We start from the raw sequence: 15,710 nt of genomic DNA, 5'->3' as shown, positions 1-15,710 counted from the left end.
ATTCTATATCGGATCCGGACAGAATCTAGGGTGCTCTTTTGGAGTGACTTTAACCCGTTCCCACTCTGTCGGCTTCCCATTTTCTTCTCTAGTCTGCAAATCCGCTGATTCTAAAGGTATAGAACCGAATTCAGGCTCAATGAATTTCTCTGGAGAAGATAGGTTAACGTAGATTATTTGACCAATCACACTTGAAGGGCACCCAATATTATTTATATCAGTGCTCCAAGAGGTATCTTGATTTGCAGCACCCGTAACCTGGATATGCTCTCCACCCTCAGATATGAAATATGTATTGATGGAATAACTACATTCATTTTTATAAGAGTAAACAGTTTCCCAAGCGATAGGTACATATATATAAGTAGGTGGGCAATGATGTGCAACGGAGCTTGAGCTCGCAAATATAGCAGCCAACGCGACTGGCAAAGATAGCTTTTTAAACATAAATAGTCCGTTAATGATTTATTGTTCATGTGTAAGCCACTTGAATATAAATTAATTAAGATTAATAGTAAATATTTTTTTACTATAGGAGAGTGCCAACTTCTAATACGAAATCCACCAAGACCTTTTTCATTGTTTATGCCTTCATCCCATCAAGCTTGTTTTTTATTGTCTCGGTATCCGCACTGGCAGAGTTATAAGTGCCGGCACTTTCAGGGGCCTGGGTCTTGCCACTTCCGGGCGTGACACCCAGGTGGGTATGGGTAGCCAGGTCATCGGCCAAGGTTTTGACCACGCCCATCAGGTCGCTCAGCAGCTGCAGCACATTGTCGGCAGTGTTACCCAGCCAGAGGGTGCCACCCGCCTCCACCTTGATCACCTGTTTGAGTTTGGCGATGCGCTCGGTAATATTGCCCACGCGCTCTTTCAAATCCCGCCCCACAGTGACATTGATATCACTGGCAGTGGTGAGGTTGAGATTATCCAGCGCAGACAGATTGGCACTGCCACCAGACAGTAACCGCAACGCACCCAGGGCTTCAATCAACTTTATCCCTGCCACCGCTTTCATGGAATGCTGGCGTACCTGGCGGTGTTCATTCTCGCAGTCTGTATGCAGTGCGGCCGCTTCGGTTGTTTTCTGCAGCGCACACTCGCGGATCTTGCCGTGGGTTTCCCGGTGCCAGGTTGCCTGGGCATCCACCTTTTGCCGCACGGTGTCGCTCTGCTGCCAGACTAAATCCTCGCGATCCAGTGCCGGCACACCCAGGCCCCGGCACAGCACCGTGCGGATAAACGGCTGGTCCGGGCGGCCATAGGCAAAGGCCAGCTCCACCAGGGTGCCCGGTTGCGGAAAACCAAAAGCCCCGCGCTCATTGCCGGCAAAGTGCAGCGGCAGCGGCAAGCTGCGAAAAACGGGGATCTGCTGGTCCGCCTTGCCTTCGCTGTTCAGCAGTTGCACATCCACGCCGTAGCGCGGCCGAAACTCTTCTGCCAGCTCCGCTTGCTTGGTGGGGTCACTGATAGCCACTATGCGGGCCAGCAGCGGCAGATGCAGGCCGCTTTTCAGTTCCGGATAGGCGCGCTCCAGCAGCCGTTTTATTTGTGCTTCCACAGGTCCGCGCTCCAGGTCAGGTTCATAAAATTACCGGCCAGCGCAACTCCGGTGACATAGTGATTATTGAGCAACACTCCGGGGCACAGCCAGGGGATACAGGCCACGCGGGCGCGGTTGGCAATGCCAAAATCCGTGGCAAAGCCCGCGGGCAGTGGTCCTGCCCGCCCTGAATATGCGCCGCCGCAAGGAAGCGGACCGCTACTGCCTGCTGCAACCCAACGGCGACAACCCGGTGCTGTTCGCCCCCGGCGAGGTGATCCAGCTCAAGGAGTACAAACCCCAAGCAACAGATCTACGGCAGGCCCCAGTATCTCGGCGGTGTGCAGGCGGTGTTACTGAACGAAGACAGCACCCTGTTCCGACGCAAGTATTACCGCAATGGCGCCCATATGGGCTATGTCTTCTACACCGCCGATAAAAACCTGAGTGCGGAAGACGAACAGCTCATCAAGGAACAGGTGCGCCAGAGCAAGGGGGCGGGCAACTTCCGTTCCCTGTTTGTGAATATTCCGGACGGCAAGGAGAAGTCGGTGCAGATTATCCCGGTGGGGGAGATTGCCACCAAAGATGAATTTGATCAGCCCCACCAAGGTGGTCCAGTTTAAATGTTAGTGCATAGCGGGCCGTGGCTCTTTCTCCACGGTGGTTTCCGGGGCCGGTGGGCGGTAGCCCAAGACACTGTGTGGCCGCTTGGTGTTGTAGTACTTCCTCCACTCCTCAATAATAATTTCCGCCTCTTGTAACGTATAGAATATTTCACCGTTTAGAAGCTCGTCTCTGAGCCGGGCGTTGAAGCTTTCACAGTACCCATTCTCCCAGGGTGAACCCGGCTCTATGTAAGCCACCTTTGCACCAGCAAATGTGATCCAGCCCCTGACCGCCTGTGCAATAAACTCCGGACCATTGTCTGACCGGATGTAGGCGGGAACACCGCGTAAAATGAACAGATCTGTTAATACATTAATCACTTCCGTTGAGTTCAGCTTTCGTTTCACCCGGATTGCCAGGCATTCTCGGGTGTACTCGTCCAGGATGTTCAGCATTCAGAATGCTTTCCCATCGCTAGTCCGATGGTGAACAAAGTCATACGACCAGACATGGTTCGGATACTCCGGACGCAGTCGAACACACGACCCGTCATTTAGCCAGAGCCGTCCCTTCTTTGGTTGTTTCATTGGAACCTTCAGCCCCTCACGCTGCCACAGTCGTTCCACGCGCTTGTTGTTTACTTGCCAGCCCGCATCTCTCAGTAAAGCTGCAATCCGGCGATAGCCGTATCGACCGTACTGTCGCGCAAGCTCGACCATGTCAGCAACAAAGCGGTTTTCGTCGGAACGACCAACAGGCAGGCGCCTTTGCGTGGATTGATGCTGGCCCAAAACACGGCACGCACGACGCTCAGAAATGTGAAATCGACTTCGTAGGTGGTCAATACAAGCACGGTGACGTGAAGGGCTCAGAAGTTTCCCTTGGCAGCCTCTGACAGAACCAACTTGTCCAGCGTGAGATCCGATACTGCTCGGCGCAACCGCTCATTCTCCTTTTGTAGTCGCTTGAGTTCCTTCAGTTGGTCGGTTCCCATCCCGCCATACTGCTTACGCCAGCGATAGAACGTCTGTTCAGTTATTTGCATCTGGCGTATCGCATCCAAACGCGACATTCCCTGACCGCAGAGCACCTCAATCTGGCGCAACTTCGTGACAATTTCTTCCGGCTTATGTGATTTCTTGTTTCAATCTGATAATTAATTATTAACACAGTATTATTAATATTACTAGAAGAAATAATATGCCTATGATTTTGAAAATACTTCGAAACATTCGATCACCTAATGCTCACAGCAAGCGTAGCGACAGCACAAGTGAGCCAAAAAACCTCCATTGTGTTTTTTGTTAAGAGCATTTAATTGCAACATATTCTAAATTTTTACATTCTTCATACGTTTTATTGTTATTTCTCTCTCCATATTCAGTATCAAAATATATCTTTTCTTGGGTGGGCGGGCATTTCCCTACTTTTATCCATTTCAATTCACGCTGCCTATCTAGCTCGAACTCCAAAAACGATGGGATAATTGCACTTTCTTTTATTTCGGACCAGTTAAAGTAATAATAATAACTTCCTGGCGACTGTTCTATTCTATCAGGCAGAAAAAATTTTCTTGTAGACGTTTTTACAGTTACATCATCTTTTGTTAGTGAAACCTTCATTGATGCTGGAGTCCAACTAAAAGGCCAATTTCTTTCAACATTAGTATTGATAGCACATTGCCCTAGCTGTTCAGTCTTAGATATTGCATTTACAATATTTTCATATTCATTATTTCTCGCGCTAGTGATAGACGCAATTACAAACCATATAAGCAAGCATGGTGCAGACACACTGAAGATTTTTTTAACTTAGTGAAAAAGGTAATTCTATCCACTGCTCAGCCTGATTAAGTTATTACATTTAAAATCTTGAGTTTGCACAATAGGCATATACGTTTTCATTTATCTTCAAAAGATGACCTGACTCAATATGATGCTCTCGATAGCTAGTTAATCTTTCGCTATTTTTTAATAAAATTACACGATCACGACCACGCCCAAAATCGAACATGGCCACGTTACGGCTTGTAATTGGATCTTCAAAATTCCCCGATATTTTACGGATACCAAATCGAAAATGTTTTAGTTCAATATTAGTTATACTTGGATCTGGCAAAGGAGTTATATCAATAAAGCTCTCATCTTTTCTCGCAGTAATATCGCCATGCATACCTGCCACAAAGTAATAACCTTTGTCGACTATATTATCTGTTGCCCAATCATCGAGATAGTTAACTATTTCCTCGTTATTAGCAATATCAGAGATAGTGGTACATTGCTCGCTCATGAACTGATGAAAGGTAAAAAAAGCCACTATAATTATTATCAGAGTACAAGTAAAAACTATATAAATCAATTTTTCAATAAGTTTCCAGATGCTCACAAGCTGTCCATCATTTGTAACACTATGTATTTACTCGCTTTTCCGACACAATCCCCAATCCGTCCAAAAAATAGTGGCCGGGTGTCACTTTCGGCCTAAAGGAGCCACCACGGATGTTTCCCTTTCGGGTCTTGTATTCCCCGTTGTCCACCCGGCCATAACACGGACACACTGCACAGGACGATATTGCAGGCACAAAAAAACAGCACTAACACTTGGCCAAACAGGGAGGCACCTAGTGCTGACTCTGGCACGCGTTGCGTGCTAATTATCACCATTTCTTTACAATTTTATACTGCATACTGGCTCATATGCTTTGCTATATTTTTGGGAATTTTTGGCCAACTATAGCCACCATTCTCCTCCCATGACTTGGAGCCCAACATAAGACCCATTTCTAATAATTCTGATTGCAACTGATCATGCGGATAAATATACCACTGTTCATCTTGATTAAAGGCTACATAAATATCTTTGCCGTTGTATTTTTTTTCAAGAGTTAGGCGGCCCTTCAACTGAATCTTGAGAAAAGTGTTTCCATCAATATGGCAAGCAATAAAGTCAGCTCCTTGCCAGTCATCGTTGAGCCACATGCAATTAAAGCCATAGTCAGCCAGCTCAGCAGCAACTTTCTGAAAATTGAAATTCTCTTTTTGCCTGGAGTTTAGCTTTCTATATTCAATGCGATTAAACATGATGTTCCTTTACTGCTAACGCCCAAAGTAGCTACGTGCATTAGCCCGTCAAGTCCGCAGAGTGATGCTTTCTTATATTGTTATGTTCTTCCTAATCCAATTTTCTATTATTGCAAGAATTAGAAGTGTTGGAATAAATAGAACAACACCAATAACTTTTAGAGTTGATGGCCCATTTAGCTTTGATACGCTTATAAACCATGTTTAGGCCATAAAGCATTGCTAAGACCGCACCAATTACCGCAATAAATTGTAAATATGTGGCCGTTGGTTCAATTTTCACACTTTACTCCTTTTAACACATTATCTACATATGGTGCTCACTGTGAAAAATTTTATCCCGTTTGCGATCTCAGAAGCAATTCTGCGTCACCCACCCAAAATGTTCAATAAAAATCAAGCAATTACATAAAATTGATACAAAGGGCGGCCACCGCCGCCCTCACTGCTTATCGTTAGTGATGCTTAGCCGTCGTCAACAGCTCGCGGATCTGGCAGATGATCTGGTTGAGCCCCAGTTGCGCCTTGGGATTCAGCTCCAGGGTGCCATTGCCGGGACTCACCACAGCAGCAGGAAAATACAGCCGCGCGCAGGCGTCCTCGATACGGTTTCGCAGGGCCGGGGTTTACAGAAAATTACCAGAGTTGGTTTCGTGAACAAAGCCCGCGGCGTTCCCTTCCGGTCCTTTGGTCAGTTTGCACCTTTGAGTGGGGCATTGTGCTTTTCCAGGCGCAGGCGACTGGAAATATAGGCGCCAAAATTATCTTATCGAATTGTATTCAGTTTTCTTTAGTAGTAAAGCAGCGTAAAATTCATGGGCGTTTATCTGCATTCTGGGCCGTGATTGTGCAGGTTTCTGTGAGCCCATACCCCAGGGTAGGCACAGGAAACCCGAAAAATTCGGGCGGCCCAGGCAGCTTCTAATAGATCCTTCCCTGCAACAGGAGAACGGTAGTGTGACCTAAGCGTAAGTAAAAGGCGCTGACCCAGGGTGCTAGGAACACCAAAGGCCAGCTAACCAAATTGATAAACACAGTATCAAAATGGCTATATGTATAATACGCTAGAAGCCCGCTCGTCTTCAATAAAGCGGGGCCCCTGCAGGCGCCTGGCGCGGTTGCCCAGGCTTTGGGCGCGTTGCATCCGCCGATTCTGCTTTACCGCCTACCGTTCCCGCGCGCCCCCTTGTAGTGCCTTCACAGGTTACTTTCCCAGTATTCCCATCACGAAAAGTCAGCCCGGGATTTGCAACCCGGAAGGAAAGGCTTATGTTGGTTGTAAAACGCCGAACCGGCGAGAATCTCAGAATTGGAACCCACGTTTCTGTCACCGTATTGGGTATTTCGGGTAACCAGGTGAGAGTGGGCATAGAGGCCCCCAAATCCACACCTGTGCACCGGGAGGAAGTGTATCTGCGCATCCAAAAGGAACGGGCACTGGGCAATGACAGCTACTGAGAAACAGTGCCTCCCACCAGGGCCCACCATGGGCCTGGATTTCCCGGTGAGGCCGCGGGTTTAATGGTTTGGGATCACCCATAAAATGTATTGCACCAACGCCAGCAGCTTGTCGGTTTTCAATCACCCTCACGCAGAGTGCTATCCAGGGCCGCCCGCGGCCCTGCTAACGCGTCTTTTGCGGTACCGTGTGATCCCCTGGCGTCGGCGCCCTGTTCAGTACGCAAACCTGCCAGCCCGTTTGAAATCGCTATCTGCAGGATGCGTAGTTAACAGCTCAATTTAGCAATCAATGATTCACAACGGGACTCCCCGGAATTTGGATATTTCACCGGGGCTGACAATGTATGGGTTTCCCATGCCGGCCCGCATTGGGCAGACACTGCCGGGTGGCCCTGATTTCACTAAACGGCGCGAGCCAAAAGCATGCTGCGAATATGACCGATGGCGCGGGTGGGATTCAATCCCTTCGGGCATACATTCACACAGTTCTGAATACTGCGGCAGCGAAATACGCTGAAGGGGTCGTCCAGGTTGGAGAGCCGCTCCTCGGTAGCCAGATCGCGGCTGTCCGCCAGAAAGCGGTAGGACTGCAGCAGCCCGGCGGGTCCGATAAACTTGTCGGGGTTCCACCAATAGGATGGACAGGCACTGGAGCAGCAGGCGCACAGAATACACTCGTACAGGCCATCGAGTTTTTCACGGTCTTGCGGGGACTGCAGGCGCTCAATGGCGGGCGCCGGGGTATCATTTTGCAGGTATGGCTCGATCTTCCTGTACTGCTCGTAGAACTGTTCCATATCCACCACCAAATCGCGGATCACCGGCATGCCCGGCAGTGGCCGCAGCACCAGCTTGCCTTTCGGTGCCGCTTCCGACAGGGGCGTGGTGCAGGCGAGGCCGTTGCGCCCGGAGATATTCATGCCGTCGGAACCGCACACACCCTCGCGACAGGAACGCCGGAAAGACAGGGTGGAGTCTTCGGCCTTGAGCAGCTCCAGTACATCCAGCACCATCAGTCCCTTGCCCTGGGTATCCAACTCGTAGTCCTGCATATAGGGCGCTTTGTCGGTTTCCGGGTTGTAGCGGTAAATGCTGACTTTCAACATACTCTATTTCGCTCCCGAATCAGTAGGTGCGAGCTTTTGGTTCAAAGGCTTCCATGGTGGTTGGCGCAAAGTTTACCGCACGCTTGCCAACCCGTTTTTCCGCGGGGAAATACAGGGTGTGACTCAGCCAGTTCTCGTCGTCGCGCTCCTGGAAGTCTTCCCGCCAATGGGCCCCGCGGCTCTCGGTGCGGGCTTCGGCGGCAATCGCAGTGGCCTCGGCAACCTCGAGCAGATTCTGCAGTTCCAGCGCTTCGATACGGGCGGTATTGAAGGCGCGGCTCCTGTCGTCCAGGCGCACCTTCTCGATACGCTCGCGCAGACCCGCCAGCTTCTTCACACTTTCCGCCATATCGTCGCCGCGGCGGAATACACCGAAATAGTCCTGCATCACATCCTGCAGTTCCTTGCGCAGACCGGCGGCCTTTTCGCCAGTCTCGCAGGTCTCCAGGCGGTTCAGGCGCGCCATGGCCGCTTCGATATCCGACTCGGAGGCCTCGCGGTGCTCAATTCCCTCGCGCAGGGCCTTCTCGATAAACAGGCCCGAAGCGCGGCCAAAGACCACCAGGTCCAGCAGGGAGTTGCCACCGAGGCGGTTGGCGCCGTGCACCGAGACACAGGCCACCTCACCACAAGCGTAGAGGCCGTCGATGATATGGTCATTGCCGGCCGCGTCCTGGGTCAGGGCCTGGCCGTGCACATTGGTGGGGATACCGCCCATCATATAGTGACAGGTGGGCACTACCGGAATCGGTTCCTTCACCGGGTCCACATAGGCAAACGTCTTGGACAGCTCGCAGATACCCGGCAGGCGGCTGTTGAGCAATGCTTCCCCCAGGTGGTCGAGCTTCAGCAGTACGTGGTCGCCCTTGGGACCACAACCGCGACCCTCGAGGATTTCCAGCTCCATGGAGCGGCACACGACATCGCGGCCGGCGAGATCTTTGGCATTGGGTGCGTAGCGCTCCATAAAGCGCTCGCCATCCTTATTGATCATGTAACCGCCCTCGCCGCGACAGCCTTCGCTGACAAGTACGCCGGCGCCATAGATACCGGTGGGGTGAAACTGCCACATCTCCATATCCTGCACCGGCATACCCGCGCGCAGGGCCATCCCCACACCGTCACCACTATTGATATGGGCATTGGTGGTGGAGGCGTAGATTCGACCGGCGCCACCGGTGGCGAACACCGTCGCCCTGGACTTGATAAAGACGATCTCGCCATCTTCGATACACAAAGCGATCACACCCACAACCGCGCCGTCCTGGTTCTTCACCAGGTCAATGGCAAACCATTCATTCAGGAACTCCGTGTCGTGCCTGATGTTGTTCTGGTAAAGGGTGTGCAGCAGGGCGTGTCCGGTGCGGTCTGCCGCCGCACAGGTGCGCGCGGCCTGACCACCGCGGCCGTAGTCCTTTGACTGACCGCCGAACGGACGCTGGTAAATACGGCCCGTTTCGGTACGGGAGAAAGGAAGTCCCATATGCTCCAGTTCAAACACCGCCTCGGGACCCACAGAGCACATATATTCGATGGCATCCTGGTCACCGATGTAATCGGATCCCTTCACCGTGTCGTACATGTGCCAGCGCCAGTCGTCATTCGGGTCGGCACTGGCGATGGCACAGGTGATACCGCCCTGGGCGGACACCGTGTGTGAACGGGTCGGGAAGACCTTGCTGATGACCGCGGTTTTGTAGCCGGAGCGGGCCATCTGCAGTGCCGCGCACATGCCGGCGCCGCCGCCACCGATGACAATCCCGTCAAAGGAAATTGTACGTGTGTTCGCCATCGCTTATACACCCCAGAGAATTTCGATGCCCCACACCGTGTACAACACGGCAACTACCGCCAGAGCGGCTTCCGCGAACAGGCGCAGCACCGTGGCTTTGCCCCCCATCACCCGGTTGGTGATGTAATCGGTGACAACAGACCAGAGTCCGATCCAGGCGTGAATAATGACCGACAGCAGGGCCACCAGACTGAACACACGCATCCAGCGCTGGGCGAACAACTCTGACCAAGCCTGGTAGCCAAAGTCTTTTGTAAGGAAAATAAAGCCGACAATAAACAGGAGATAGGCAATCAGCACCACCGAGGTAACGCGCTGGTACAACCAATCAAAAGTGCCGCTACGGCCAAAACTTGTAACTGTTCTTACCACAACCATACCCCCGTCAGTAAAATAAGGATGACACTCAGCACCAGTACTGTGACAGCGCTGCGGCGGCCACCTTCCAGGCTTTCACCAATGCCCATATCCATCAACAGGTGGCGCACCCCGGCCAGCAGATGATAAATAAGCGCGGCCAGTGAGGCCCACAGCACGAGCTTGGCAGGGAGGCTGTTAAATACTGCCGCCACATCGGCAAAGCCCTGCTCCGATTTCAGGCTGACATCGAGCATATAGAGCAACAGCGCGACGACAGCAAAAAGCACAACGCCGGAAATGCGGTGCAAAATGGAAGCCAAAGCGGCAGCGGGAAGCTGGATAGTGGAAAGATCCAGATTGACAGGTCTGTTTTTGTTCACAGGAAAATACCTTGTTGCCCTGAACGACCGGGCGCCCGTTAGCTTTTCAAGAAAGGGACAGGCTGATTGCCGATTGCATCACACGCAGCTTACATACGTCTTATGCAAATAACCGTACCTGCGCAAGCTGTGCGGAGTAACCGCCTGTTGAAAAAACCACATTCCCGGTCAATCGAAATATAATAGCAGTCAGCTCACCTGTAAAAGGAGCCATCGCGTGGATGGCGTTGATATCATTCATCCAGGCCTGTTTGCGCCAAAACAATGGAGGTTTTTATGTTAAAGCATCATCACCTTTGTTTGCGGCTATGGTTTCCACACCTTCTGTCCTGGCGATCAGGCTTGCAGCTTGAGTGCAGTTATTGATCTGGGCAACCGTAATTTCAAGTGCAATCGGTTGCCCGTAAGCGTTAACCGCTAAATGGATCTTGCTTGTGTTCCCCACCCGACTTTTCCCTATTGCCCCATCCTGATCGTTGGCAACGTGGCTCCCAATCGGCACACACTTACGTAAGGCACGCGGTAGTCGCCATCTCACTGATAGATGATGGGCCAACCTGTTACAGGTCTGAAACAATGCACTCTCGATAATGAAACTCAGCCATTAGGGAAAACTGGTCAAGCTGTAAAGACCAACGGCCCAAGCAGAAAGAGCCATAGCGCAGGGATTACAAGACGAGTCAATACTCTTGGTATAATCCCGAACGAAATCCAGGGAAAACCGAAATGAATAATTCCAACGTAACTCGCTGAATCCCGATTGTGCGCTGGGATTCAACTATGGGTTTCCGTTGCCGGGACTGATCGCAGGAGCAAGAAAATACAGCAACGTGCAGGCGCCCTCCAGATGGTACACCAGGTCAAGATTTTACAGAGAGTTCTCGAAGTTGGTTTTGTAGAAAATCCCACAGTGTTCCTTTTCGAACCTTTAATAAACAGGCCGTCGAGAAAGTGAGCATAATGGATGGGAAAGTCGCTTTTCTTGACCTGCCGGAGTGGAGTGGGATTGACGTTTTGACATAAATACTTCCAATCGTTTCGTGTATTGAAGAGGCAACCAGTTGAGAGCTGACGACCGGAACTTATTCTCAGCCGAATGGAGCCACCGCGGGTATTAAAAGCATCGTTAGCAGGTATCAGCACTTTTCCAAAACCAATACGGGCACAGCTTCATCTATAGCCATTTTAGGGAAAATAAAATGTGACATCCCTGTTCGTACAGTAGAGTTACAAGCTTTCCAAAACATCGTAATTTTTTTGATTTTTGCAACATTTCAGCCAATATTAACTATCATGTTACTATTTTCTGTGGCATTGGTTATTTTGATTATCTTCACTTGAGTGTTCTGGAGTATTTTAATGACAAGCCAAAAACCGGAGCTTCTGGACAAGTTAAATTTTGTGTCATCGACGATAGGATTGGAAACCCCTCTGTGGAATTGGGTATCTGATCCTTCCATCAGCAATCCGGCAAATTACTATGAAGCTTCACTGACTCCATGGACAAACAGTACCAGTATTGTGTCAGACTGCACCTGCGATGTGATTGTGGTCGGTGGTGGCTTGCTCGGCTTATCGGCAGCTCTGCATTTGGCAGAATCCGGTTACGAGGTTGTTGTTCTGGAGAAAAATCATATTGGTTCTGCCGCATCAGGCCGTAACGGCGGGCAAATCACGCCCGGCCTGGCGCGTTGGGAAGCGGGAGATATGTTGGCCCAATTGAGTTTTGACGAGGCAAAACGGCTATGGCAATTTTCCTCAGATGAGGCGATGGCGTTAATTAACGATATCACAGAGCGTTATGGTTTCGATATTGCACACAAAAAAGGCCATATCACCGCAGCGGTGCATTCAGCCCATTTGTCCCCATTATTGGAAGGAGTTGATGCACGCTGTGCACTTGGTGACCGCAATGCCAGCGTGGTGGGTCGCCATCAGCTGAAAGACTATCTTTGCTCTGATTATTATGCTGGTGGCGTCATCGACAAGCTGGCAGGGCAAATTCACCCACTGGCACTAGTAAGGGGGATGGCCTTTGGATTTGCCAGTACAGGTGGTAAAATATTCGAGAAAACCGAGGTTGTTGAGTTGGAAGAAACTACGGATGGGGTTGTGGCCATCACCAAAGAGGCCACGGTCAAAGCACTCAAAGGTGTGGTTCTTGCCATCCACCAATCTACTTTTCATTTGGACCCAGATGCCGGGGGAACCACTTTTCCTTTTTATACCTATGTCGGTGTCACTACACCACTCAAATCTGGTGTGATAGACAAACTCATACCTTCTGAAATGGCGGTTTATGATACACAATTTTCCATTGACTACTATCGCCCCGTGCATGGCAACCGGTTGCTTTTCGGTGGTGAGGGGAGTGGAACCTGTTGGCATACACAAGAGGTCAACGATTATCTACTTAGCCGATTAAATACAGTTTTTTCAGGCTACGGTGAATTTGAACTGGACTATTCATGGAGTGGCGTGAGTGACTTTACACTCAATGGTGCAACGGATAGCAGAAAAAGTGAAGGCAAAACCCCCATATACACGGTACATGGCTGGAGTGGCCATGGTGTTGCTCAGACAGTGCGCATCGGCAAAGCCATTTGTGATGACCTTACAGGCCAGAATGACGATTTCGACATGCTGGCGAAAATTGAGCATCATGATATTCCGCTGGGAAGACAGATTTCCCCCTTCGCTATTCCCGTCATGAAAGCAGCCATGAGTGTTATGAAGGTGGTTAATCCAAGCAAAATGATTTCATTTTAGCATTAATGCGTGTGCCTATAGCTGATACCGGGGAAAAATACCCAACTCAAAGCGCGATGCATGAGCCTGTTATCATTCCCTGTAAAACACCAGGGACTCCATTCACTAACGAGTACCCTCGGGGAAAGCCAGCTGCAACAAGAGCGCACGGCGATCCTTCGGGTCCTGGATACGGCTGATATTGCTGTTGTCGAACAATACAAAAATGCCTTGTTCTCGAACTGCCAATCCATCGCCCATACCACCGGTCCGGGTCCCTTCATACCCCAGCTCCGGTGATAATTCTAGCGCACGATAATCCAGACACCATTCCGCTTGCAGGTTGGGTAGGGCTCTTTTACATACGGCGTGGGCGTTGCGCTCCAAGGTAAACAGGGCCCCGTTAAAATAATCCAGGGCCGTCAGATCCTCGGAGCCCCCTTGAAATTTGAGCCCATCGACAGGTGGCAGTTGAAAGATCTGGATACTCCCATTGGAGGCCAGCTTTACCAGGCCGCGGGGTTCGCTCTCTAAAGCTACCCAAAAATCATCCTCAACTTTGACTATTCCTTCACTTGAGAGATTGAACCCTTGCAGGTAACCCTGGGTCTTTGCCTCCAGAGACCAGTTTGTTTCCAGCCAATGGGCTTTACCCTGCTTGTCGACTTTGGCAATACGGTTGAAGCGCTCGCTCAGAATATAAATAGCGTTATTCTTACAGCTGATTCCTTCAAAGTCCATTGCGGAAGGCCGCCGTGTTAAATCCAGGAAGAAATACCAGAGATTTGTGGGCTTGTCTTTTTTTGGTGGCCTGAGCCCAGAAATCTCCAGATAAGGCACCGCCTTGGCACGCTTATTTTCCAGCTCAAGAGTATAAATGGTATCTGATTTTTTATCGGAAACAGTGAGCAGTTGGCCGTTACAAAAACTCAAACCGGAAAGACCCAGACCCTCGCTACCATCCACCCAATAACTCGCCAACAATTTGGCACTACTGATTTCAGCAGCCAACCCCAAAGAGGACAGCAGTACACCACCAACAACAGCATAAACACGCTCAATCATAGTCAGCCCAGTGAATTACTGAAGCTCTCAAAGTGCAGAAGTTGATATGACCACTGAGTTTATTTGTGACTGGAATAGTATTTTCATCCTAAGGCACCTCTTTCATCGATCTCGATGAAATCCACACTATTGTGGCGAAATGCCATAAAGCGTGTCTTTAAGTGCCTACCAGCCTCCAATGAGTGATATACCAACCTCAGTTAGTGCTCAGCATAGTAGCCTTGGTCCCTGCCAGCAATTTATTCGGGTATGTGGCATACCGCTTCGATATTGTTACCATCAGGATCTATTGTGAAAGCGCCATAGTAGTGTTCATGATAGGTGGGACGCAAACCAGGTTTGCCATTATCCTTACCACCACTTTCAATAGCTGCCAGATAAAATGCATCCACAGCCTGCCTGTTGACTGCCGAGAAAGCAATATGTCGTGGTGTGTAGTTTTCTTTAACCTCAATAACCCAAAAGGCAGGCTTACCCTCTGGGCCAAACGCGCACATTCTTTGGGTGGGAAATTCTGAATTCCACTCTGCCACAAACTCCATTTGCACTGTATAACCCAGAGAAGCCATGGCACCTTCGTAAAATTTTTTCGTTGCATCATAATCTGTCGCATATGTGCTTAAATGATCAAACATTGAGTTAACCCCTGATTGTTTCACTTGATCTGGTGGCCACCAGAACCCTTATTATCGTTACTATTATTTCCCGAAAAATGGCCCAGACTGAAGGCCCACTCTTAATCAGCCAGGTATTTTACAGCTTATAGGTGAGCACATAGTTATGTTGATCCTTTTCCTGAATTATTTGCATGGAACCGGAGATTTTTTTTAATTCCCCTTTTCCGGAACCTTGAAGTATATTAATCTCCAATCGTTGCGTCTCTCCAGACATGTACCCTTTATGGACAAGGGTAAAAGAGCCACTCTGTCCATCCAGGCTGCCCTTAAATTCTTCAATGGCCATATAAACGGCAATACCCCCATCGGTTCTTTTGCTCAACATTTGCCCGGCACCACTACCAACAAGCCCACCGGTATATTTTTTTGAGAAAATCATCCTTCCCGCAGGGATATTATCATCTCCTTGCGGGTCCAGTTGGATCTCAAATGCTCCTGAAGCTGACATAATCTGCTCCTTACCTTTAAAATCGCTGGCAGATACACTGAAACCACATTGCATCAAGAGTAACAATGGTATGATCGTTCTCAGTCTTCTCATACAGCAATTCCACGAGTGACTATAGTACCCATCACGCAATACTCCGGTTCATCCATCAGAGCAAAACCACAGAATTGAATACTGTGAATTTATACAGATTGTTTTTCAATACCAATATGTAGCTTTTTACGACAAAAGGGACCCTCCCACCACTACCTTAACCATTTGACAAATCAACTTGGCACTCTGGCCACAGGATGCATCTCCCGTTGATTACAGTACTTCGGAGCGGTAAAGGCCGTTTTCTGGCCCACCCTCCCCTCGCCACAGAATGAGTGGCTCTGTCAGCAGCTCGATCACCCCCTGTCGCTTTGCATATCCAACAGCAGTATTCTTGCCCATTGTGCC

Annotated in this window: 17 protein-coding genes and 2 pseudogenes; 3 read left to right on the top strand and 16 right to left on the bottom strand. The window is 49.8% G+C overall.

Annotated elements, in window-relative coordinates:
- Window positions 1–3 precede the first annotated feature (3 nt).
- Window positions 4–447 carry a hypothetical protein gene (locus M8T91_RS03310; RefSeq protein ID WP_301416806.1) on the bottom strand — a complete coding sequence of 148 codons (444 nt, stop codon included), beginning with the start codon at window positions 445–447 and terminating at the stop codon, window positions 4–6.
- 136 nt (window positions 448–583) lie between these two features.
- Complete coding sequence (locus tag M8T91_RS03305) at window positions 584–1,561, bottom strand: hypothetical protein (protein ID WP_301416804.1); 978 nt, start codon at window positions 1,559–1,561, stop codon at window positions 584–586.
- 332 nt (window positions 1,562–1,893) lie between these two features.
- Here M8T91_RS03305 and M8T91_RS03300 point away from each other — a divergent pair, with 332 nt between their 5' ends.
- Entirely contained in the window at window positions 1,894–2,169 is a 276-nt protein-coding gene (locus M8T91_RS03300; protein ID WP_301416802.1) for a phage portal family protein, read from the top strand.
- Window positions 2,170–2,172: 3 nt separating this feature from the next.
- Here M8T91_RS03300 and M8T91_RS03295 read toward each other — a convergent pair.
- The 5 genes and pseudogenes from M8T91_RS03295 to M8T91_RS03275 all read right to left on the bottom strand — a co-directional run bounded on the left by M8T91_RS03295 (window position 2,173) and on the right by M8T91_RS03275 (window position 5,515).
- Window positions 2,173–3,269, bottom strand: a pseudogene (locus M8T91_RS03295) (IS3 family transposase).
- Between the two features lie 187 nt (window positions 3,270–3,456).
- Complete coding sequence (locus M8T91_RS03290; RefSeq protein ID WP_301416801.1) at window positions 3,457–3,945, bottom strand: hypothetical protein; 489 nt, start codon at window positions 3,943–3,945, stop codon at window positions 3,457–3,459.
- A gap of 70 nt (window positions 3,946–4,015) precedes the next feature.
- Window positions 4,016–4,537 (bottom strand): hypothetical protein, encoded by a 522-nt coding sequence (locus M8T91_RS03285; protein ID WP_301416799.1) that lies wholly within the window; start codon window positions 4,535–4,537, stop codon window positions 4,016–4,018.
- A 290-nt stretch (window positions 4,538–4,827) separates the two neighbouring features.
- Window positions 4,828–5,232: a hypothetical protein gene (locus M8T91_RS03280; RefSeq protein WP_301416797.1), complete on the bottom strand. Its 405-nt coding sequence runs from the start codon at window positions 5,230–5,232 to the stop codon at window positions 4,828–4,830.
- Window positions 5,233–5,323: 91 nt separating this feature from the next.
- The gene (locus tag M8T91_RS03275; protein ID WP_301416794.1) at window positions 5,324–5,515 is read right to left on the bottom strand and encodes a hypothetical protein; all 192 of its coding nucleotides are present in this window, start codon (window positions 5,513–5,515) and stop codon (window positions 5,324–5,326) included.
- 986 nt (window positions 5,516–6,501) lie between these two features.
- Between M8T91_RS03275 and csrA the strand changes: the two genes are divergently transcribed.
- A complete protein-coding gene (gene csrA / locus M8T91_RS03270) occupies window positions 6,502–6,690 on the top strand; it encodes a carbon storage regulator CsrA (protein ID WP_301416792.1) in 189 nt (62 codons plus the stop codon).
- 404 nt (window positions 6,691–7,094) lie between these two features.
- On the opposite strand, the gene M8T91_RS03265 is transcribed toward csrA, so the two are convergent.
- The 5 genes and pseudogenes from M8T91_RS03265 to M8T91_RS03245 all read right to left on the bottom strand — a co-directional run.
- On the bottom strand, window positions 7,095–7,799 hold the full coding sequence (locus M8T91_RS03265) for a succinate dehydrogenase iron-sulfur subunit (RefSeq protein ID WP_301416790.1): 705 nt from the start codon (window positions 7,797–7,799) through the stop codon (window positions 7,095–7,097).
- Between the two features lie 19 nt (window positions 7,800–7,818).
- Window positions 7,819–9,591, bottom strand: coding sequence for a succinate dehydrogenase flavoprotein subunit (gene sdhA, locus M8T91_RS03260; protein ID WP_301416788.1), 1,773 nt, complete (start codon window positions 9,589–9,591; stop codon window positions 7,819–7,821).
- A gap of 3 nt (window positions 9,592–9,594) precedes the next feature.
- Window positions 9,595–9,969, bottom strand: a complete 375-nt coding sequence (sdhD, locus tag M8T91_RS03255; RefSeq protein WP_436970316.1) for a succinate dehydrogenase, hydrophobic membrane anchor protein — start codon at window positions 9,967–9,969, stop codon at window positions 9,595–9,597.
- On the bottom strand, window positions 9,957–10,331 hold the full coding sequence (sdhC, locus tag M8T91_RS03250; protein WP_301416784.1) for a succinate dehydrogenase, cytochrome b556 subunit: 375 nt from the start codon (window positions 10,329–10,331) through the stop codon (window positions 9,957–9,959). The genes sdhD and sdhC overlap by 13 nt, the downstream gene beginning before the upstream one ends.
- A 283-nt stretch (window positions 10,332–10,614) precedes the next feature.
- Window positions 10,615–10,812, bottom strand: a pseudogene (locus M8T91_RS03245) (IS5/IS1182 family transposase); the annotation flags it as partial.
- Between the two features lie 878 nt (window positions 10,813–11,690).
- Between M8T91_RS03245 and M8T91_RS03240 the strand changes: the two are divergent.
- Window positions 11,691–13,100, top strand: a complete 1,410-nt coding sequence (locus M8T91_RS03240; protein WP_301416782.1) for an NAD(P)/FAD-dependent oxidoreductase — start codon at window positions 11,691–11,693, stop codon at window positions 13,098–13,100.
- Window positions 13,101–13,205: 105 nt separating this feature from the next.
- Here M8T91_RS03240 and M8T91_RS03235 read toward each other — a convergent pair whose 3' ends face one another.
- From M8T91_RS03235 to M8T91_RS03220, 4 genes are all read right to left on the bottom strand, one after another.
- The gene (locus M8T91_RS03235) at window positions 13,206–14,144 is read right to left on the bottom strand and encodes an esterase-like activity of phytase family protein (RefSeq protein WP_301416780.1); all 939 of its coding nucleotides are present in this window, start codon (window positions 14,142–14,144) and stop codon (window positions 13,206–13,208) included.
- A gap of 239 nt (window positions 14,145–14,383) precedes the next feature.
- Window positions 14,384–14,779, bottom strand: a complete 396-nt coding sequence (locus M8T91_RS03230; protein WP_301416778.1) for a VOC family protein — start codon at window positions 14,777–14,779, stop codon at window positions 14,384–14,386.
- 118 nt (window positions 14,780–14,897) lie between these two features.
- Entirely contained in the window at window positions 14,898–15,362 is a 465-nt protein-coding gene (locus M8T91_RS03225) for a DUF3224 domain-containing protein (RefSeq protein WP_301416776.1), read from the bottom strand.
- A 213-nt stretch (window positions 15,363–15,575) separates the two neighbouring features.
- The gene (locus M8T91_RS03220) at window positions 15,576–15,704 is read right to left on the bottom strand and encodes a hypothetical protein (RefSeq protein WP_301416774.1); all 129 of its coding nucleotides are present in this window, start codon (window positions 15,702–15,704) and stop codon (window positions 15,576–15,578) included.
- Window positions 15,705–15,710 lie beyond the last annotated feature (6 nt).

Origin of the sequence: Microbulbifer sp. MI-G (assembly GCF_030440425.1) — a bacterium.
Classification (GTDB): domain Bacteria; phylum Pseudomonadota; class Gammaproteobacteria; order Pseudomonadales; family Cellvibrionaceae; genus Microbulbifer; species Microbulbifer spongiae.
The sequence above is the reverse complement of the archived record's forward strand: the minus strand, read 5'-3'. Positions and strand labels throughout refer to the sequence as shown.

Bases quoted from the DNA above. Each gene is read 5' to 3' on its own strand.
- csrA (WP_301416792.1), top strand. From the start codon at position 6,502: ATGTTGGTTGTAAAACGCCGAACCGGCGAGAATCTCAGAATTGGAACC.
- M8T91_RS03280 (WP_301416797.1), bottom strand. From the start codon at position 5,232: ATGTTTAATCGCATTGAATATAGAAAGCTAAACTCCAGGCAAAAAGAG.
- M8T91_RS03240 (WP_301416782.1), top strand. From the start codon at position 11,691: ATGACAAGCCAAAAACCGGAGCTTCTGGACAAGTTAAATTTTGTGTCA.
- sdhD (WP_436970316.1), bottom strand. From the start codon at position 9,969: ATGGTTGTGGTAAGAACAGTTACAAGTTTTGGCCGTAGCGGCACTTTT.
- M8T91_RS03235 (WP_301416780.1), bottom strand. From the start codon at position 14,144: ATGATTGAGCGTGTTTATGCTGTTGTTGGTGGTGTACTGCTGTCCTCT.
- M8T91_RS03230 (WP_301416778.1), bottom strand. From the start codon at position 14,779: ATGTTTGATCATTTAAGCACATATGCGACAGATTATGATGCAACGAAA.
- M8T91_RS03265 (WP_301416790.1), bottom strand. From the start codon at position 7,799: ATGTTGAAAGTCAGCATTTACCGCTACAACCCGGAAACCGACAAAGCG.
- M8T91_RS03220 (WP_301416774.1), bottom strand. From the start codon at position 15,704: ATGGGCAAGAATACTGCTGTTGGATATGCAAAGCGACAGGGGGTGATC.
- M8T91_RS03225 (WP_301416776.1), bottom strand. From the start codon at position 15,362: ATGAGAAGACTGAGAACGATCATACCATTGTTACTCTTGATGCAATGT.
- M8T91_RS03310 (WP_301416806.1), bottom strand. From the start codon at position 447: ATGTTTAAAAAGCTATCTTTGCCAGTCGCGTTGGCTGCTATATTTGCG.
- sdhA (WP_301416788.1), bottom strand. From the start codon at position 9,591: ATGGCGAACACACGTACAATTTCCTTTGACGGGATTGTCATCGGTGGC.